The sequence below is a fragment of the Vibrio sp. V42_P2S4T144 genome (assembly GCF_009904715.1).
Lineage (GTDB): Bacteria > Pseudomonadota > Gammaproteobacteria > Enterobacterales > Vibrionaceae > Vibrio > Vibrio alginolyticus.
This window is the reverse complement of the sequence record NZ_WXWS01000552.1, coordinates 1-18,897: the sequence shown is the minus strand read 5'-3', so window position 1 is coordinate 18,897 and position 18,897 is coordinate 1. Positions and strand designations below refer to the sequence as shown.

The window sequence follows — 18,897 nt, the reverse complement described above, 5'->3', positions numbered from 1 at the left end:
TGTGAGAGAAAACAATTTCGTAAGCGGAAAAAGAGAAGCTGAAGAGCTTAAGTTTCTGATAAATAATGATTTAACAACTTGTTAACCAATGTGAGAGCCAAATATTTATCTTAGATAGATTGTCTATTTTTGGAAAAGGCGTAAATTGAGAGTTGTCAGCAGGAAGCAGACATGGAACAGGAAAGCACCAAGGATTTGGTTATCGTCAGGAAGACGATTTGGTTGGTCAGGATGATTAATCAAGCATGGAGCGTAGGACATTGTAAGGATACGATCATCAATAGGATGTTGATGACTAAGGATAGACAATGGACCCCTCTAGGATTGAGGTTATGGACAGCATCAGGAAGATGCAAGGGACACCGCTCAAGGAACAAGTGACGTGTGCTAACGAGGAATGTTAGCAGTCAGGATGATAAGGACACCGCTAGGACGGCGACGTAAGGAATAAGCTGACGGAATCAGCCACTATTATGGATGATGCATGGAGCACTTTTAGTAGCCGGACTGCTGCGAGTAAGACCATGACCCCGATACTTATGTGTCGGGGTCTTTCTTATATAAAAACGATATCCAGTGTTCTCATTGAATTAAGCATCTCGATGTTATTTGGGGATATCAATATCACAAAATATATAAATTCCTAATAACACTTAATAAAAAACAACTCAGATCAATATCCTTTCCAACCAGTTGGTTTAACTTTCGGCTTCTCTACAAGGTGTTATGCCCGCAATCATTGAGCATGTTCAGCTCATCGAGTTTGTGATCTGCGGATAGATTAAGTTTGTTGTAATCAAGGAACAGATGTGGCCATAGTAACCAGAAGAATGCTTCTTCTACCCTACAATGAGTCGTTGCAACTAGAATTCGTCATGCTGAATTGCTGTGCGAAAAACCGTGCTGAATTGAATGGTCCGTATACAGTTGCGTCTGCCAAACAGATGTTTGAGAAAATACTGGATGATGAGAACATTTATAGTATGGCAGTGCTAGAGAGCACCAGTCGTGACTATATGGGGCACGTGTTCATTGCTAATCTCGATTCCGAACCTGAATTAGGTTTTATTTTTGATAAATCATATTGGGGTAAAGGGTTAGCAACAGAAGCACTAAAAGCATTTTTCCCCAAAGCGTGCCGTGAGTTGGGCTTGAATAAGGTGAAAGCTAACGTGAATAGCAATCATCAAGCTTCTATGGCGGTACTGAAAAAGCTGGGATTTGTTGAAACAAAAGAAAGTAAGGATATATATGGTCCTTACTTTGAAATGGAATTTACAAGCGATGCGGTGGTAGGTGAAAGTTCTGCGGCCTGAAACCGACCATGGTTAACTCTCCTTGGTAGCAATCGTCACCAAGAGATGAAAACTCAAATTGATACACCGTATGCCAACGCCAGACTCCGTCTGGCGTTTTTAGTTTATGGGCACCAAAGGCGATGCTGATTAATTGGAGATCCAATTGCTCACATTTACGCGTGATGGCCGCTTTTGCGAGTTCGGCTTGGCGACGCTGTTGCCAAAACAGGTAACAGAAAAAGCAGAGCCCTAAAATTGCTAAAAGATCACCAATCATTCCTGAACCTTTCTTAGCTTTTTGTTGTTTGTTGTAAGCTTACTAGCGCATTTGCTAGTTCCTCTGATGGGTTTGAATGCAGTAAAGGCAATAACACCATTCTTAACTCTGGCAGCATCACTAAATCGGCAAATAACTGATTAAATAGGGCTTGATTACCGGTTTGAGCTAAACGCAGCAAAAACTGTTCTGCTACCTTTTCATTGGCGAGTAAGTGCCAAGCGCGACCCGCCACACCAATCAATACCTCCTGATGGCTTAAACGAGGGCTATGCAATATCGCATCTAATACTGGAGAGGCGACTTCTGTTGGTGCACCAGCAAGGGCTCGGATAAGTGCTGAAAGTAGGAAGAGATCAGGTTCGCTACTTGCGATTTCTTGCTGTGCCTTTTCCGCGATACGTTCTGCTAAACGCTCTTGAAGCTCTACGTGCTCAAGCGCACCTAATAGGGCATAAAGTGGCTCATTTGGTAGGTGGTTCAACGCTTTGCGTATCATTACCCCGTTTTGCTCTTTGTCCAGGCGAGCGGCTATGTCTGTGATACCTTGCAGACCTACAGTTTGCCAATTATCCCAGCCTAAACCTCCAGAGAAGTAATGCTGGGTATGCTCGTAATATTGGCTGGTAGGAAGATTGAGGTTTGCGCGGACCTGGCTATGAAACACGGCCATTTTATCTTCGGAAGGTTTGAAAGTGTATGGGTTGTTAGACAGCTTTTGCTGTTGCTCTTCAGTGATATCATCATTGAGGCGTGTTCCCATAGCCTCCACTACGTATTTAATGAAATTGCCGATATCCGCTTGCTTTAACAAACCGCGCTCGTCCAATTCAAACTTTAGAAACCAAATCCAAGGTTGCTTTTGTTCATTCCAGTACGCGATGGCAAGGTGTGCTTTACGTTGCATTGGAAATGGGTAAGGTGCTTGACCTTTTTCTACATCGATAAACTCTTTCTTAGCGATGGTTTTGATACGGCGACCAAGATCGAAGATTTGATAATCACAGTGGCTGTTGTTCAACAGTTGAGTGAGGGTTTGAATGTTTTCCATTAAATACGACGTCCTAACGTTCTTTTCACAAGAAATGGTATCATTCTCGGCTAATTCAAGGTTCGAGATAGAATTAATGGTAACAAATACTCAATTGGTCGACTTACTTCACCAACTTGAAGCGCAGCTTAGAGAGCATAAATTGTGGCAATACACTATGCCTTCAGAGCAAGCCTTACAAAGTACGGAGCCATTTGCGATTGATACATTGCACCCTCATGAGTGGTTGCAGTGGATCTTTATAGCCAGAATGCACGCACTAGTGAAAAATAACCAACCACTGCCAAGAGGGTTTTCTCTCGAGCCCTATTTTTCGGAAGCGTGGAAGCAGGAACCGCAGTTCGCCGAGCTGCTCGTTACAATCCGAACCATTGACGAACTGTGTAAGTAAACGAATGCTAGAACAAGAACTAACGCGATCTTCAGAACCAGTTGAGCTGGAGATCGTTTATCAGGATGAATATTTTGTATCGGTCAACAAGCCTGCAGGCATGTTAGTGCATCGCAGTTGGTTAGATAAACACGAAACTCAGTTTGTCATGCAAACTTTGCGTGACCAAATTGGTCAGCATGTGTTCCCATTGCATCGTCTGGATCGCCCAACATCTGGTGTGCTCGTGTTTGCGTTGTCGAGTGAAGTCGCATCACAAGTCATGCCGATGTTTGCTGAACATAAAATGGAAAAGACATACCACGCAATAGTACGCGGTTGGATTGAGGAAGAGGGCGTTTTGGATTACGCGCTCAAAGTCGAGTTAGACAAGATTGCGGATAAGTTCGCTTCACAAGAAAAAGAGGCGCAAGAAGCGGTGACGGAATATAAGCCGTTGGCTAAAGTGGAGGTTCCCTATTCGACGGGTAAATTTCCTACAACGCGTTATTGCTTAGTTGAGATGAAACCTAAAACGGGGCGTAAGCACCAACTTCGTCGTCATATGGCACATCTACGCCATCCGATCGTGGGTGATACAACGCACGGGGATGGAAAGCACAACAAGCTGTATCGCACAGAGTTTGAATCTCATCGTCTGCTACTGCATGCTTCAGAGTTACGGTTCGTCCATCCATTTACCGATCAAGAGATTGTCATGACGGCCAATCTTGATGAAACTTGGCAGCAATTGTTCACTCGATTTGAGTGGGATGAATCGATGATTAACAGATAATCGGTGCAGTTAGATCTAGATAATGATTGGGTACAAATAAAAAGGGTTAGTATCAATGCTAACCCTTTTTTAAAATTTAAGACTTAACGTTTACTTTAGTTTTTCAAGATCCGCTTCGATCTCTGCGATCTTACTCGAAACGACTTTTTCTAAATGACGAAGGTCTGAAAGAATTTTCTCTTTTACATCAACCTCAGGTTGTTTCGTTGGCTTAGTGATTTTATTCAGTTCATCAATGACTAATGTGAGGTTACGGTTGATTTCCGTTACTTCTTTATATTTGTGACTGCCACTATCAACAAGAACATTTTTGATTTGGCGTGGGTATTTGAATTTAACGCTTTTAGCGAATAGTTCGCCTTTTTGCTTGTGGAAATAGATCTTGAGTACGTCTTTGTGTGCTTCTTGGCGTAGGGAATAACGTTCAATCTGCTTAGGGTCGTGAATACCCAAACCAGTGAGGTGGGGATACATAGGCTACCTCTATTACATCGAATTGATATTGATATAACTGTAGCAGCCTATGTATGAGCTAGATAGCTGATATTTAGCCAAAATGCTTAACTTGTGGGCAAGATCGCTCTCGCCCTGAACCGAAAAGATTGGCAGGTTTGATCTAAGCTGCGACCTCATCAGATAACTTTTCGATCAATCTCTCTCTTAGCTCATCTTGCTGTTCTTCACTTAATCTTCCCCCTGCATCACTGGTTAAAATAAACAAGTCTTCTGCTCGCTCACCAATGGTGGTGATTTTGGCACCGTGAAGGTTGATATTTAAATCAGCAAACGTACGGCCTACTTTGGCCAACAGCCCTGGTGTGTCTAGCGCGACAAACTCCATTAAAGTGTGTTTTTTACCTTTGGTTGGTAAGAAGTCGACTTTGGTTTTCACGTTAAAGTGCTGAAGTTTGTTCGGAGTACGGCGCGTTTTAATCTTGGTTGGTCGGCCTGCCTCCAGTACATGAGTGAGGTGTTTAATCACCGCGGCGTGACGAGACTCATCGATCGCTTCGCCATGTTGATCGAGTACCATAAAGGTATCAATCACGTGCCCATCTTTGCTGGTCATGATTTGCGCGTCGTGTACATTAAAATTACGCCTATCTAACTCCGCCACGACTGTCGCAAATAAAGCAGGTTGGTCTTTCGTATATACAAACACCTCAGTGCCGCCACGAGTGGCTTTTTTACTGATCAACACCAAAGGCTTAGTCGGATCTTCCATGCGAAGTAAGTGTTCGCAGTGCCACGCGATTTGCGTATGGGTATGACGAAGGAAGTAGTCAGCTTTGAAGCGTTGCCACAATACTTCAATTTCGCGCGCGGCAAACCCCTCTTTGCGCAGCATTGCGGAGGCCATTTGTTGATTGTGGCGAATTCGCTCACGCACATCGACAGGGTTCTCTAGGCCTCTACGTAAAGCACGTTGTGTGGAGTAATACAGCTCCGCAAGTAAAGTTCGTTTCCAAGCATTCCAAAGTTCTGGGTTGGTTGCACAAATATCTGCAACTGTCAGGCATACAAGATAATCGAGAGATTCTTCGTCTCTGACTTTTTTGGCAAACTCGGTAATGACATCAGGATCATAAATATCTCGGCGCTGTGCGGTGACAGACATTAATAGATGATGTCTTACCAACCAAGCGACAAGTTTCGCTTCGGGCTTCGATAAACCATGCTCAATGCAGAAGTCGTACGCTTCTCCTTCACCGATAATCGAGTGATCGCCGCCACGACCTTTCCCGATATCGTGGAAAATAGCGGCAATAATCAGCAGCTCTTTCTTTTGCATCCGAGGGTAGACGTCACAGCAAATAGGGTGCTTCGCATGATTTTCTGGGTCACTAAAAGTGTTGATGTGTTTAAGTAAGCGAATACTGTGTTCATCAACGGTGTAGGCATGGAATAAGTCAAACTGCATTTGACCAACAATCTGACTCCATTGCGGTAAATAGGCCGCCATAACCCCTAATCGGTGCATGAGGCTGAATGCTTTGTGAAGAGCATTAGGGTGACGACATAACGCCATGAACTTTTCACGCGCAGCAGGAATGGTGTGCAAAAACTTGTTGAGCCGACGCCGAGCGGTGCGCAGTTGACGCAGCGTTGGTGGGCTCACCCCTTCAATAGTTGAGTCGTTAGCAATATGTAAGAACATATCCAGAATAGTTTCTGGGCGAGCTTGGAACAATGCGGGTTTCCGCGCTTCAATTAAAGAACCGCGACGTTGAAAGTCCGTATCGAGAATCTCGGCACTTTCTGTCGCCCCACCATTAATGATCGCTTGGTCAAAGAGTTTGAGTAGCATTTTATTGAGCTCTGCCACACGACGAAGCGTGCGGTAGAACTCTTTCATCATCATTTCTACGCCTCGGTTGCCTTCTCCGACGTAGCCTAGGTTTTCCGCAACTTGTGCTTGATGAGCAAAGGTCAAGCGGTTGTCATAGCGGCGAAGCTCCATGTGCAGAGCGAAACGTACTCGCCAAAGGAAGTCCTGACATTCAACCAATTCTCGGTATTCTGCGTCAGTTAAAAATCCGTATCGGCTCATTTCCAACAATGAAGTCGCACCAAAGTGACGTCGAGCGACCCAGCTTAATGTATGAATATCGCGTAGCCCGCCAGGGGTTGATTTAATGTCCGGTTCTAAGTTGTAGGTCGTGTCGTGGTAACGCGCATGGCGTTCGCGCTGCTCTTGAATTTTAGCGCGGTAAAACGTCTCACTTGGCCAGAAGGAGTCTGATAACACGACTTTCTTCAGTGCCTGAAAGGTGTCCTCGCTTCCACACAGCAGTCGCGCTTCTTGCAGGTTTGTCGCGACCGTTAGATCGGCTTTACCAATTTCAGCACATTCAGTAACGGTGCGAACAGCGTGTCCGACCTCGAGTTTTAAATCCCACAACAGCGTAATGAATTCGCTGATTTTTGCTTCTAACGCGGTTGGCAGTTTATTGTTCGACAGAATCAAAATATCGATATCGGAGAGCGGATGCAGCTCGCCTCGTCCGTAGCCACCAACGGCAACTAGGGAAATGTTGTAAATATCCTTGAAACCAAAATGTTGCCACAAACGATTGAGAAGCAGATCCATATATTCAGCTCTGGCTAAAACCAAGCTTGTTACCGGATGATGATTGAGAAACTCTTGGTTTTGATTAGAGCTAAACTTCTCTAATTCTTGTTTGAGTTCACCGATATTGATTTGTTCATCGGAAAAGGTAAGAGGGGACTGAAGTGTCATATTTGCCATCCGTGCAAGCTAATCTAATAACAATCTAACAAATTTGCGGCAGATAAAAAATATCCCCGCCGAAGCAGGGATATAGTAAACAACGAGTGGTCGTCAGCTTTACGCGTTTTTCATTAGGCGAGGAATCGTATCGTCGCTACGAAGCGTTAGTACTTCACAACCTTCTTTTGTTACTACAATGGTATGTTCCCATTGCGCAGAGTTCTTGCCGTCGCCCGTGTAAACAGTCCAGTCATCTTGTGCATCAACAGAGCAACCAAATTTACCAGCGTTAATCATCGGCTCAATAGTAAAGCACATGCCTTCTTTTAATACGCGGCGGTCTTTGTTCTTGTAATGAACCACTTGTGGTTCTTCATGGAACTCATCGCCGATACCGTGACCACAGAAGTCTTTCACAATAGAAAACTTGTTGCGAGGATTGTTCTTGTTGTTCTCTTTGATGTACTTCTCGATAGCTGTACCGATGTCACCAACCGTTGAACCTGGCTTAACGGTGCGCATACCAACATACAGTGCTTCTTGAGCTACCATGCACAGACGTTTGTTTGCAGGCGAAACATCACCGACTAGGAACATCTTAGAAGTGTCACCATGGTACCCCTGAGGACGCACGCTCAGATCGGCATTCTCATCATTTGGAACGATTACGGTAATATCAACGTTTAAGATGTCGCCATCTTTTAGTACCGCCGGCTTCATTTGGCCGTTGCTACCGATTTCGTCTTTTTCCGCTGGAATACCGTGGCATACGATATGGTTGATTGAAGTACAGATCGACTTAGGGAAACCATGGTAATCAAGCGGAGCAGAGTATGCGCCTTTTTCTAGAGCGTACTCATGACAGATTTTGTTTAACTCTTCTGTCGTCACACCAACTTTGATGTGTGGTTCGATCATTTCTAGAATCTCTGCGGCTAGCTTGCCCGCAATGCGCATGCGTTCTATTTCTTCAGCAGTTTTAATCTTGATTGACATTGGCTTTCTCTACTTATTCCTAAGCACGTAAACGTGCGAATGGCCGCATTCTATCAGACATCGGGGCGTTAACCCAAGTTAGATAGGAATATGCATCATTCTTAATTCGATCATATGTTTAAAGTTTTGCTTATAAATAGGAGAAAGTGGCTCGGTGAAGAAATAATTTTTACTAGCCACAGTGAGCTAAAATATGGTATAAAGCGCGCCGGAATAGAGGACTGTTCTCTTCGTTTAGCAAAGTTAAGCGGCGAAGCAAGCTTCATCCGAATAACCTTTTATCTTTAAATCACACACATTCCGTCACATATTCCGGGGTGCTGAGCAGAAGCTTGGTCGGAGTTATGGGGAATGTGGAGGCCTAACCCCATAGAGGATTTTAAAATGGCAACTGTATCAATGCGCGATATGCTAAAAGCTGGTGTTCACTTCGGTCACCAGACTCGTTACTGGAACCCAAAAATGAAGCCATTCATCTTTGGCGCTCGTAACAAAGTTCATATCATCAACCTAGAAAAAACTGTACCAATGTTCAACGACGCTCTAGCTGAACTAGCTAAAGTTGGCGAGAAGAAAGGTAAGGTTCTATTCGTAGGTACTAAGCGCGCTGCATCTGAAGCTGTTAAAGAAGCTGCAATCGCAAGCAACCAGTTTTACGTAAACAACCGCTGGTTAGGCGGTATGCTTACAAACTACAAAACAGTTCGTCAGTCTATCAAGCGTCTAAAAGAACTAGAGACTCAATCTCAAGACGGTACTTTTGACAAACTAACTAAGAAAGAAGCTCTAATGCGTACTCGCGAAATGGAGAAGCTAGAGAAATCTCTTGGTGGTATCAAAGACATGGGCGGCCTACCAGACGCTCTATTCGTAATCGACGCTGATCACGAACACATTGCAATTAAAGAAGCTAACAACCTAGGCATTCCAGTATACGCTGTGGTAGATACTAACTCTAACCCAGACGGCGTTGACTACGTAATCCCAGGTAACGACGACGCGATCCGCGCTGTACAGCTATACCTGAACGCTGCTGCTTCAGCAGTATCTGAAGGTCGTAACAAAGACGTAGCTGCAGTTGCTGAAAAAGACGGTTTCGTAGAAGCTGAATAATAGCGGCTCTGTGTCACACTTGGTCTATGTGAAACCTTTGTGTAGCATAAACTAAGTTATAGTTAGCAATGGGGGCCGACAATGTTAGGCCCCTGTTTTTTACCTTATTTCGAATCAAACGAGGAAGACAGAATGGCAACTGTAACTGCTGCTCTAGTTAAAGAACTTCGCGAGCGTACTGGCGCTGGCATGATGGAATGTAAGAAAGCGCTTGTAGAAGCAAACGCTGACATCGAACTAGCAATTGAAAACATGCGTAAATCTGGCGCAGCGAAAGCAGCTAAGAAAGCTGGTAACGTTGCAGCTGAAGGCGCAATCATCATCAAAGAAGAAAACGGCGTTGCTGTTCTTCTTGAAGTTAACTGCCAAACTGACTTCGTTGCTAAAGACGGTAACTTCACTGCATTCGCAGAAGAAGTTGCAGCTGCAGCTCTAGCTTCAAAAGCTTCTGTTGAAGAACTACAAGCACAATTCGAAGACGCACGTGTAGCTCTAGTAGCTAAAATCGGTGAAAACATCACTATCCGTCGCGTAGAATACGTTCAAGGCACTGCAATCGCTTCTTACCGTCACGGTGAGAAAATCGGTGTTGTTGTTGCTGGTGAAGGCGACGCAGAAACTCTTAAGCACGTTGCAATGCACGTTGCTGCTTCTAAGCCAGAGTTCGTTAACCCAGAAGACGTACCAGCTGACGTAGTAGAAAAAGAGAAAGCGGTTCAAGTTGAAATCGCAATGAACGAAGGCAAGCCTGCTGAAATCGCTGAGAAGATGGTTGTTGGCCGCATGAAGAAATTCACTGGCGAGATCTCTCTAACAGGTCAAGCTTTCATCATGGAGCCTAAGAAAACTGTAGGCGAAATGCTGAAAGAAAAAGGCGCTTCAGTTTCTACGTTCGTTCGCCTAGAAGTAGGTGAAGGTATCGAGAAGAAAGAAGAAATGAGCTTCGCTGAAGAAGTTGCAGCAGCTCAAAAAGGTTAATCCTTAGAGACTGTATAAAGATTAGACCGTAGCCAAGGCTGCGGTCTTTTTATGAGCAGTGAACGATTAGCCGTGATGAATAGCCATAACTGAAGTTGTGTCTATTCATGACTGTTAATCAACAACTCTCTTTGGAAGGTAAACTCCATGACTACGAACCCTAAACCAGCGTATCAACGTATTCTATTAAAACTGAGTGGTGAAGCTCTTCAAGGTGAAGACGGTTTTGGTATTGATCCTGCGGTCCTTGATCGTATGGCACAAGAAGTTAAAGAACTGGTTGAACTGGGTGTTCAGGTTGGTGTAGTTATCGGTGGCGGTAACTTGTTCCGTGGTGCAGGCCTAGCTGAAGCTGGTATGAACCGCGTAGTTGGTGACCACATGGGTATGCTTGCTACAGTAATGAATGGCCTAGCGATGCGTGATGCTCTTCACCGTGCATACGTAAATGCGCGCGTTATGTCTGCAATCCCTCTAAAAGGCGTATGTGACGACTATAATTGGGCTGATGCGATCCGTGAGCTTCGCCAAGGCCGAGTTGTCATCTTCTCTGCTGGTACTGGTAACCCGTTCTTTACAACGGATTCTGCTGCTTGTTTACGTGGTATCGAAATTGAAGCGGATGTTGTACTAAAAGCGACGAAAGTTGATGGTGTATTTACTGCTGACCCTGTAGCAAACCCAGACGCAGAGCTGTATGATAAGCTATCTTATGCAGAAGTTCTGGATAAAGAGCTGAAAGTTATGGACTTGGCGGCGTTTACGCTAGCTCGTGACCACAAAATGCCAATCCGCGTATTTAATATGAACAAGCCAGGCGCACTACGTCGCGTGGTTATGGGCGAAGCAGAAGGCACGCTCATCAACGAATAAGCTTGGCTTAAGGTGCCACTCCAAAGCGTTAGGGTGGTGCTTGCTTTGCTCAACCGTTTTAGGCTTTCTTCAGGAAAGATGACATTTTTAAGGTGAAACTGTGATTAACGAAATCAAAAAAGACGCGCAAGAGCGCATGGATAAAAGCGTTGAAGCGCTTAAGAACAACCTTTCTAAAATTCGTACAGGTCGTGCACACCCAAGCCTACTATCTGGTATTTCTGTAGAATACTACGGTGCAGCAACACCTCTAAACCAAGTAGCAAACGTTATTGCTGAAGATGCGCGTACACTTGCAATCACGGTTTTTGATAAAGAGCTGACGCCGAAAGTAGAAAAAGCGATCATGACGTCTGACCTTGGTCTAAACCCTATGTCAGCTGGCACTATCATCCGCGTTCCACTTCCACCGCTAACGGAAGAGCGTCGTAAAGACCTAGTTAAGATCGTTCGTGGTGAAGCTGAAGGTGGTCGTGTTGCTGTTCGTAACATCCGTCGTGACGCAAACAACGATCTTAAAGCGCTTCTAAAAGATAAAGAAATCTCTGAAGATGAAGACCGTAAAGCACAAGACGAAATTCAAAAGCTAACTGACGTTGCAGTTAAGAAGATCGATGAAGTTCTTGCTGCAAAAGAAAAAGAGTTGATGGAAGTTTAATACTCCCACACACATCACTGTTGGAAAACGCTGTGCTCACAGCTCAGCGTTTTTTTATGTTAGTCTATCCAACTGATGGAACTCAATTAACTCCCTATGCAAAATTCTCAAGCCTTCTCTGATTCCCTTCCTAAGCATATTGCCATCATTATGGACGGTAATGGCCGTTGGGCTAAGTCCAAAGGAAAACCTCGCGTATTTGGTCATAAAAAAGGCGTTAGTGCCGTTCGTAAGACCGTGGCTGCTGCTTCAAAACTAGGCATTAGAGCCATGACGCTGTTTGCTTTTAGTAGTGAAAACTGGCGTCGTCCGGAGGAAGAAGTGGGTCTTTTGATGGAACTGTTTATCACGGTCCTGTCTAGTGAAGTAAAAAAACTACACAAAAATAACTTACGGTTGCGCGTGATCGGTGATACCAGTCGATTTAGTGAGCGTCTACAAAAGAAAATTGTAGAAGCAGAAAACCTAACGGCAGATAACACGGGTATGGTGATCAACATTGCAGCCAACTATGGCGGTAAATGGGACATCACAGAAGCTGCTAAAACGTTAGCGCTAAAAGCACGTAACGGTGAAATTCGTGTAGAGGATATCAATGAGCAGCTAATCACTGAGCATTTGACCATGGCAGACCTACCGGAAGTGGATCTTTTAATTCGCACCAGTGGAGAGTGCCGCATCAGCAACTTTATGTTGTGGCAAATGGCTTATGCAGAAATGTACTTTACACCAGAGTACTGGCCAGAATTCGATGAAGACAGTTTGGTAGAAGCTGTGACTTGGTTTATCAACCGAGAACGTCGTTTTGGCTGTACAGGTGAACAAATAAAGGCATTGATGGCAGCTCAATAAGGACTAGTTAGTTTGAAACAGAGAATAATAACAGCACTAATTTTAGCTCCCCTGGTTATTTTAGGCATTTTTAAATTACCGCTAATGGGCTTTATTGCCGCTTTAACTGCAATAACGCTATTAGGTTTTTGGGAGTGGACTCAGTTTACAGGAAGCAACTCTCGCATTGCTGCCCTTGTGCCGGCAATCATTATTACCGGACTTAGTTTTCTATACATCTCGCCTGATGCATATAGCCTCAATCACTTAACGACACCTCATTATGTCGTCTTGGGTATTGGTTTTGTTTGGTGGATTATTGCTAGCTTAATGGCGATTACTTACCCCAAAACGACGAAATCTTGGCAAAGTAATTTTGTTTTACGTCATGTATTTGGTTTTCTGACATTAATCCCATTCCTTTGGAGTGTGATTATTCTCAGAGCGTATGACATCACTGTAGATCCATACCACGGCGCAAAGCTTGTGTTGTACGTTTGTTTCTTGGTATGGGCTGCAGATAGCGGCGCCTACTTTGCAGGCAAAAGCTTAGGCAAACGTAAGATGGCTCCTCATGTAAGCCCCAATAAAACTATTGAAGGGCTAATTGGTGGCATTATCACGGCATTAATCGTAGCGTGGGCATTTGCTGATTGGTTCGACATCCAGTTCACTAGCCCTGTCCATATGGTGCTGATTACGCTAGTGACTGTCGTTATTTCAGTGCTTGGTGATCTGGTTGAAAGTATGTTCAAACGTGTCTCAGGCATTAAAGACAGCAGTAACATTATCCCAGGGCACGGTGGTGTGCTAGATCGTATCGACAGCCTAACCGCAGCATTCCCAGTTTTTGCTCTTCTTTACTACGTATTCTAATTTATCAGGAGCGGCGTCGTCGCTCCTGAGCTTTCTAACGGTCTTACAACATGCAAAAGTTAACGATTCTTGGTGCTACTGGATCAATTGGTGCAAGCACGCTTAAAGTGGTCGAACAAAACCCAGATCTGTTTTCTGTCGTTGCCTTAGCGGCAAGCACTAACGTTGAAAAGATGATCGGTCTATGTCGTCAGTGGCAACCTAAGTATGCGGTCATGGCAGATAAAGCTGCGGCGTCTCAACTTCAAGCTGAGCTACACTCGGTTTCGCCAGGTACCGAAGTGCTAGGTGGTGTTGATGCGCTATGCCATATTGCTTCGCTGGACGAGGTCGACAGTGTAATGGCTGCTATTGTAGGAGCAGCTGGCTTATTGCCTACCATGGCTGCCGTGAAAGCAGGTAAGCGAGTCTTGTTGGCAAATAAAGAAGCACTTGTAATGTCAGGCCAGCTATTTATTGATGCTGTAGAAGAATTTGGCGCAGAGCTACTTCCCGTCGACAGTGAACACAACGCCATTTTCCAATGTTTACCACAGCAAGTACAAACCAATCTAGGTCGTTGCAATTTACAAGAACATGGCATTTCTCATATTTTGTTGACTGGATCTGGTGGTCCTTTCCGTTACACTGACATCGCAGAACTGGAACAGGTGACACCCGCTCAGGCGATTGCTCATCCAAACTGGTCGATGGGGCCAAAAATTTCTGTTGACTCTGCCACGATGATGAATAAAGGCCTTGAGTATATCGAAGCTAAGTGGCTATTTAATGCTGCTCGCGAACAACTGAAGGTGGTTATTCATCCTCAATCGGTAATTCATTCTATGGTTCAGTATCGTGATGGTTCGGTCTTGGCACAAATGGGAGAAGCGGATATGGCGACGCCAATTGCGCTCACCATGTCATACCCGTCAAGAGTGGAAGCTGGGGTTAAGCCGCTAGACTTCACGAAAGTTGGTGAGCTGACGTTTTTGCAGCCTGATTTTGCTCGTTACCCATGTTTAAAACTCGCAATTGATGCCTGTTATGAAGGTCAACACGCAACAACAGCATTGAACGCAGCTAATGAAGTCGCTGTTGATGCATTTTTAAATAACAGACTAGGTTTTACCGATATTGCTCGCATCAATGAGTCTGTGTTGAATAAAATCAACGCAAGCTGCAAAGCTGAGAATGCGAATAGCTTGGAAAGCTTGCTCGAGCTAGATAGAATGGCACGAACTATTGCCCTAGAAACCATACGCGAGCGTAGCTGATGACTGGTATATTGTGGAATCTCATTTCTTTTATCGTCGCACTGGGCATTCTTGTTGCCGTGCACGAATTTGGGCATTTTTGGGTTGCTCGCCGTTGCGGCGTTAAAGTTGAAAAGTTTTCAATCGGTTTCGGCAAGTCTATTTGGAGTAAAGTAGGCAAAGACGGAACGGAGTACAGCATCTCAATGATCCCTCTCGGCGGCTATGTGAAAATGGTTGATAGCCGTGTCGATGAGGTGCCAGAACATGAGAAGCACCTAGCGTTTGATAAGAAGCCGTTATGGAAGCGAACCTCTATTGTTGCGGCTGGCCCCATCTTTAATTTTCTTTTCGCAATTTTTGCCTATTGGCTGGTATTTCTAATTGGTATCCCGGCTGTTAAGCCTGTAATTGGTGAAGTTACGCCCAATTCGATTGTTGCGGAAGCTGGAATTGAATCTGGAATGGAACTTAAATCGATATCTGGTATCAAAACTCCGGATTGGGAATCAGTAAATATGGGATTGATTTCTCATATTGGCAATGATTTGATGACGGTAACACTAACGTCAGCGAATGAAGTTGGTTCAGAAGTAACGAAAACGCTCGATTTACGTGAGTGGAAGTTCGACCCAGAAACTCAGTCAGCGATGCTGTCGTTAGGTTTTGCTCCGTATACACCGGAGGTGTATCGAGTTATCGAGCAGGTCTCGCAAGGTGGAGCGGCGGAAAAAGCCGGTGTGCTTCCAGGTGATGAGGTTGTCGCAATTGGTCAACAACGCGTAACCGAATGGAAGCAAGTGGTTGAAGCGGTTCGTTCTAATCCTGATACACCGCTTGAATTGACGGTGTTACGTCAGGGTTATGAGCAAACATTGACGCTGACGCCCGGTAGCCGTGAGCTCGCTAACAAAGAAGTCGTTGGTTTTGCAGGTATTGCACCTAAAGTCGCAGAATGGCCAGAAAGTTATCGCTTCGATCTTCAGTTTGGTGTATTCGAGTCAATAGGTAAAGCAGTAGACAAAACTGGCCAAGTCATTGGTTTGACAATCAGCATGCTTAAGAAGCTGATTGTTGGAGACGTTGGTCTGAATAATCTGAGTGGACCAATATCAATAGCCAAAGGCGCAGGCGCGACAGCAGATTATGGTTTGGTCTACTTTTTAGGTTTTCTCGCTCTAATTAGTGTTAACCTAGGTATTATTAACCTCGTTCCTTTACCAATGTTGGATGGCGGTCATTTGTTGTTTTTTGCAATTGAAGCAGTCATTCGACGTCCTGTTCCTGAGAAAGTGCAGGAAATGGGCTTTAGAATTGGTGGTGCGATCATCTTCTCGCTCATGGCGTTAGCGCTATTTAATGATTTTACTCGTCTGTGATAGTTCAGAGACAAAAGCAGTAGCAAGGAATAATTAGAACAAGTATGGCGATTAAGCGAATTCTATTTGCAAGTTTACTGGCGACCAGTGTATCTGCAAATGGAGCAGAGAACTTCGTAGTTCAAGATATTGAAATCGATGGATTGCAGCGTGTAGCACTGGGTGCTGCATTGTTGAAAATGCCTGTACGTGTCGGTGATACCATTGGCCAAGGCGATGTTGCAGAAATTATCCGCGCCCTGTATGCATCTGGTAACTTTGAAGATGTGAAAGTGTTGCGTGACGGTGGTGTTCTGATGGTTCAAGTCAAAGAACGTCCTACCATTGCAAGCATCTCTTTTTCAGGTAACAAAGCAATCAAGGACGAGCAGCTACAAGAAAACCTGAACGCGTCTGGCGTTCGTGAAGGTGAAGCGCTTGACCGCACCACGCTAAGCAACATTGAAAAAGGCTTAGAAGACTTTTACTACAGCGTAGGTAAATACAACGCAACAGTAAAAGCGGTGGTTACTCCACTACCACGTAATCGTTCTGACCTTAAGTTTGTCTTTACTGAAGGTGTGTCGGCAAAAATTCAGCAAATCAACTTTATCGGTAATGAAGTGTTCAGTGATGAAGAACTGCTTTCGCGCTTTAACTTAAATGTTGATGTGCCGTGGTGGAATTTCCTTTCTGATGAAAAGTATCAAAAGCAAGTCCTTGCAGGTGATATTGAAGCACTCAAATCATTCTACCTGGATCGTGGTTACTTAAAATTTAACGTTGATTCGACACAAGTTGCAATCTCTCCTGACAAGAAAGGGGTATACATTACTCTTGGTCTAGAAGAGGGCGAGGTTTACACCGTTAAGGACGTGAAGTTCCGTGGTGATTTGATTGGTGAGGAAGCGACGTTCGAAAGACTTGTGCCATTTGAAGACAATGAGACATACAACGGCTCGTTGGTTACTTCAATGGAAGAAGGAATTAAGCGTGTGCTTGGTGAGTCCGGTTATGCTTATCCTCAAGTGAACACCATTCCTGAGTTTGACGACGAGAATCAAGAAGTTTCTTTGGTCGTTAACGTAGATCCGGGTAACCGAATTTATGTTCGTGATATTCGCTTCACGGGTAATAACTCAACCAAAGATGAAGTCCTTCGTCGTGAAATGCGTCAGATGGAAGGCAGTTGGTTGAACTCGAAATCGATTGAAACGGGTAAAACTCGTCTAAATCGTTTGGGCTACTTTGAAAATGTTGAAGTACAGACGGTTCGAGTTCCTGGTAGTGATGATCAAGTTGACCTAGTTTACTCTGTCAAAGAAGCGAACTCTGGTAGCGTTAACTTCGGTGTTGGCTACGGTACAGAATCGGGTGTGAGCTTCCAGGTTGGCCTGCAACAAGATAACTTTATTGGTAGCGGTAACCGTGTTGGTATCAATGCGATGATGAATGACTACCAGAAAAACATCAGTCTAGATTACCGTGATCCGTACTGGAACTTAGACGGTGTAAGCTTAGGTGGTAAGGTTTTCTATAACGAATTTGAAGCGAAAGAAGCCAATATCGTTGACTATACCAACGAAAGCTATGGCGCGAGCTTAACGTGGGGCTTCCCATTCGATGAGTTGAACCGTTTTGAATTCGGTGTCGGTTATACGCACAACAAGATCGGTAACTTATCGCCTTACTTGCAGGTAGAGCAGTTCTTACGAGCACAAGCAGACAACATTGATTCTAGTGGGGCGTTGAACACAAACGACTTCGACTTCAATATCTCTTGGACACGTAATAACTTAAACCGTGGTTACTTCCCAACGGCAGGTAACCATCAGCGTGCATTCTATAAAATGACCGTACCTGGCTCTGACGTTCAATACTTCAAAATGCAGTACGATGTTCGCCAGTATGTGCCATTGACTAAAAAGCACGAGTTTACCCTCTTGTTCCGTGGCCGCTTAGGTTACGGTAATGGTTACGGTCAAACGGATGGTAACGATAACTTGTTCCCATTCTACGAAAACTACTACGCAGGTGGCTTTACATCGCTTCGTGGCTTTGGCTCAAACTCTGTTGGTCCTAAAGCGGTTTACCGTGATACATCTGGTTCAAACAATGGCGCAGATACAGCAACAGATGACTCTGTTGGTGGTAACGCCGTAGCGCTAGCAAGTGTTGAGTTGATTGTCCCAACACCATTTGCATCAGAAGAAGTGCAAAACCAAATTCGTACCAGTATCTTCTTTGATATGGCAAGTGTTTGGGATACGGAGTTTGACTACCGCGATTCAGGTGCGGAATATGGTGACCGTTACTACTACGATTACTCAGATCCAACCAACTACCGCTCTTCTTACGGTGCGGCGTTGCAGTGGATGTCTCCAATGGGGCCACTAGTCTTCTCACTAGCGAAACCAATTAAGAAATTTGATGGCGATGATGAAGAGTTCTTCACATTCACTATCGGTAGAACTTTCTAAAGAGGAAAATATTTTGAATAAAATGATCAAAGCGGCTGGGATTGGCCTTCTTGTACTGAGCTCTTCAATGTTTGCAAATGCGGCAGAAGCTGCACAGAAAATTGCTTACGTAAATACAGCTCAAGTTTTTCAAGCTCTTCCTCAACGTGAAGTTGTACTACAAAAAATGCAGAAAGACTTCAAAAGCAAAGCTGATGAACTGAAGTCAATCCAAGCACAAGCTAAAACAAAGATTGAGAAGCTACAACGTGACGGCGAGCTTTTGGGTCAAGACGAAGTTGAAAAGCTACGTATCGATATCGCGAAGCTAGACAGCGAGTACAAAGTGAAAGCACAAGCACTTGAAAAAGCAAGTGCGCGTCGTGAAGCTGAAGAAAAAGCGAAGCTTTTCAAAACGATTCAAGATGCAGTTAAGAAAGTCGCAGACAAAAATGGTTACGATCTTGTGATTGATATCTCTGCTTTGCAGTACGGC

18 protein-coding genes are annotated in these 18,897 nt (G+C 44.4%); 13 read left to right on the top strand and 5 right to left on the bottom strand.

Annotated features, from left to right (window positions below; genetic code table 11):
• Positions 1 to 830: 830 nt before the first annotated feature.
• Positions 831 to 1,316 (top strand): GNAT family N-acetyltransferase, encoded by a 486-nt coding sequence (locus CAG68_RS18330; protein WP_005380314.1) that lies wholly within the window; start codon positions 831 to 833, stop codon positions 1,314 to 1,316.
• On the opposite strand, the gene CAG68_RS18325 is transcribed toward CAG68_RS18330, so the two are convergent.
• Both CAG68_RS18325 and CAG68_RS18320 read right to left on the bottom strand, forming a co-directional pair.
• Complete coding sequence (locus CAG68_RS18325; RefSeq protein WP_005380315.1) at positions 1,276 to 1,575, bottom strand: DUF3301 domain-containing protein; 300 nt, start codon at positions 1,573 to 1,575, stop codon at positions 1,276 to 1,278. The two genes, CAG68_RS18330 and CAG68_RS18325, sit on opposite strands and share 41 nt — an antisense overlap.
• 13 nt (positions 1,576 to 1,588) lie before the next feature.
• Positions 1,589 to 2,626: a DUF3549 family protein gene (locus CAG68_RS18320; protein ID WP_054728427.1), complete on the bottom strand. Its 1,038-nt coding sequence runs from the start codon at positions 2,624 to 2,626 to the stop codon at positions 1,589 to 1,591.
• Between the two features lie 76 nt (positions 2,627 to 2,702).
• Between CAG68_RS18320 and CAG68_RS18315 the strand changes: the two genes are divergently transcribed.
• Entirely contained in the window at positions 2,703 to 3,017 is a 315-nt protein-coding gene (locus CAG68_RS18315) for a YqcC family protein (protein ID WP_086047155.1), read from the top strand.
• A 4-nt stretch (positions 3,018 to 3,021) separates the two neighbouring features.
• Positions 3,022 to 3,792, top strand: coding sequence for a tRNA pseudouridine(65) synthase TruC (truC, locus tag CAG68_RS18310; protein ID WP_086046979.1), 771 nt, complete (start codon positions 3,022 to 3,024; stop codon positions 3,790 to 3,792).
• 90 nt (positions 3,793 to 3,882) lie between these two features.
• Here truC and CAG68_RS18305 read toward each other — a convergent pair whose 3' ends face one another.
• The 3 genes from CAG68_RS18305 to map form a co-directional block, all read right to left on the bottom strand.
• Positions 3,883 to 4,266 carry a DUF3461 family protein gene (locus CAG68_RS18305; protein WP_005380322.1) on the bottom strand — a complete coding sequence of 128 codons (384 nt, stop codon included), beginning with the start codon at positions 4,264 to 4,266 and terminating at the stop codon, positions 3,883 to 3,885.
• 142 nt (positions 4,267 to 4,408) lie between these two features.
• Positions 4,409 to 7,033, bottom strand: coding sequence for a bifunctional uridylyltransferase/uridylyl-removing protein GlnD (gene glnD, locus CAG68_RS18300; RefSeq protein WP_017636037.1), 2,625 nt, complete (start codon positions 7,031 to 7,033; stop codon positions 4,409 to 4,411).
• A 108-nt stretch (positions 7,034 to 7,141) separates the two neighbouring features.
• A complete protein-coding gene (gene map / locus CAG68_RS18295; RefSeq protein ID WP_005380326.1) occupies positions 7,142 to 8,020 on the bottom strand; it encodes a type I methionyl aminopeptidase in 879 nt (292 codons plus the stop codon).
• A gap of 384 nt (positions 8,021 to 8,404) precedes the next feature.
• Between map and rpsB the strand changes: the two genes are divergently transcribed.
• The 10 genes from rpsB to CAG68_RS18245 all read left to right on the top strand — a co-directional run.
• The gene (gene rpsB, locus CAG68_RS18290; RefSeq protein WP_005380327.1) at positions 8,405 to 9,133 is read left to right on the top strand and encodes a 30S ribosomal protein S2; all 729 of its coding nucleotides are present in this window, start codon (positions 8,405 to 8,407) and stop codon (positions 9,131 to 9,133) included.
• Between the two features lie 132 nt (positions 9,134 to 9,265).
• Complete coding sequence (tsf, locus tag CAG68_RS18285) at positions 9,266 to 10,111, top strand: translation elongation factor Ts (RefSeq protein ID WP_005380328.1); 846 nt, start codon at positions 9,266 to 9,268, stop codon at positions 10,109 to 10,111.
• A 147-nt stretch (positions 10,112 to 10,258) separates the two neighbouring features.
• On the top strand, positions 10,259 to 10,984 hold the full coding sequence (gene pyrH, locus CAG68_RS18280) for a UMP kinase (RefSeq protein WP_005380329.1): 726 nt from the start codon (positions 10,259 to 10,261) through the stop codon (positions 10,982 to 10,984).
• Between the two features lie 100 nt (positions 10,985 to 11,084).
• Entirely contained in the window at positions 11,085 to 11,642 is a 558-nt protein-coding gene (frr, locus tag CAG68_RS18275) for a ribosome recycling factor (protein ID WP_005380330.1), read from the top strand.
• Positions 11,643 to 11,738: 96 nt separating this feature from the next.
• Entirely contained in the window at positions 11,739 to 12,494 is a 756-nt protein-coding gene (locus CAG68_RS18270) for an isoprenyl transferase (protein WP_005380331.1), read from the top strand.
• A gap of 12 nt (positions 12,495 to 12,506) precedes the next feature.
• On the top strand, positions 12,507 to 13,349 hold the full coding sequence (locus CAG68_RS18265; protein WP_005385351.1) for a phosphatidate cytidylyltransferase: 843 nt from the start codon (positions 12,507 to 12,509) through the stop codon (positions 13,347 to 13,349).
• Between the two features lie 50 nt (positions 13,350 to 13,399).
• Positions 13,400 to 14,605: a 1-deoxy-D-xylulose-5-phosphate reductoisomerase gene (ispC, locus tag CAG68_RS18260; RefSeq protein ID WP_005385353.1), complete on the top strand. Its 1,206-nt coding sequence runs from the start codon at positions 13,400 to 13,402 to the stop codon at positions 14,603 to 14,605.
• Entirely contained in the window at positions 14,605 to 15,963 is a 1,359-nt protein-coding gene (rseP, locus tag CAG68_RS18255) for a sigma E protease regulator RseP (RefSeq protein ID WP_149191555.1), read from the top strand. Before ispC ends, rseP begins: the two co-directional genes overlap by 1 nt.
• A gap of 44 nt (positions 15,964 to 16,007) precedes the next feature.
• The gene (bamA, locus tag CAG68_RS18250; RefSeq protein ID WP_005391802.1) at positions 16,008 to 18,422 is read left to right on the top strand and encodes an outer membrane protein assembly factor BamA; all 2,415 of its coding nucleotides are present in this window, start codon (positions 16,008 to 16,010) and stop codon (positions 18,420 to 18,422) included.
• 13 nt (positions 18,423 to 18,435) lie between these two features.
• Positions 18,436 to 18,897, top strand: a 462-nt coding sequence (locus tag CAG68_RS18245) for an OmpH family outer membrane protein (RefSeq protein WP_161441478.1), incomplete at its 3' end; no start/stop codon positions are given.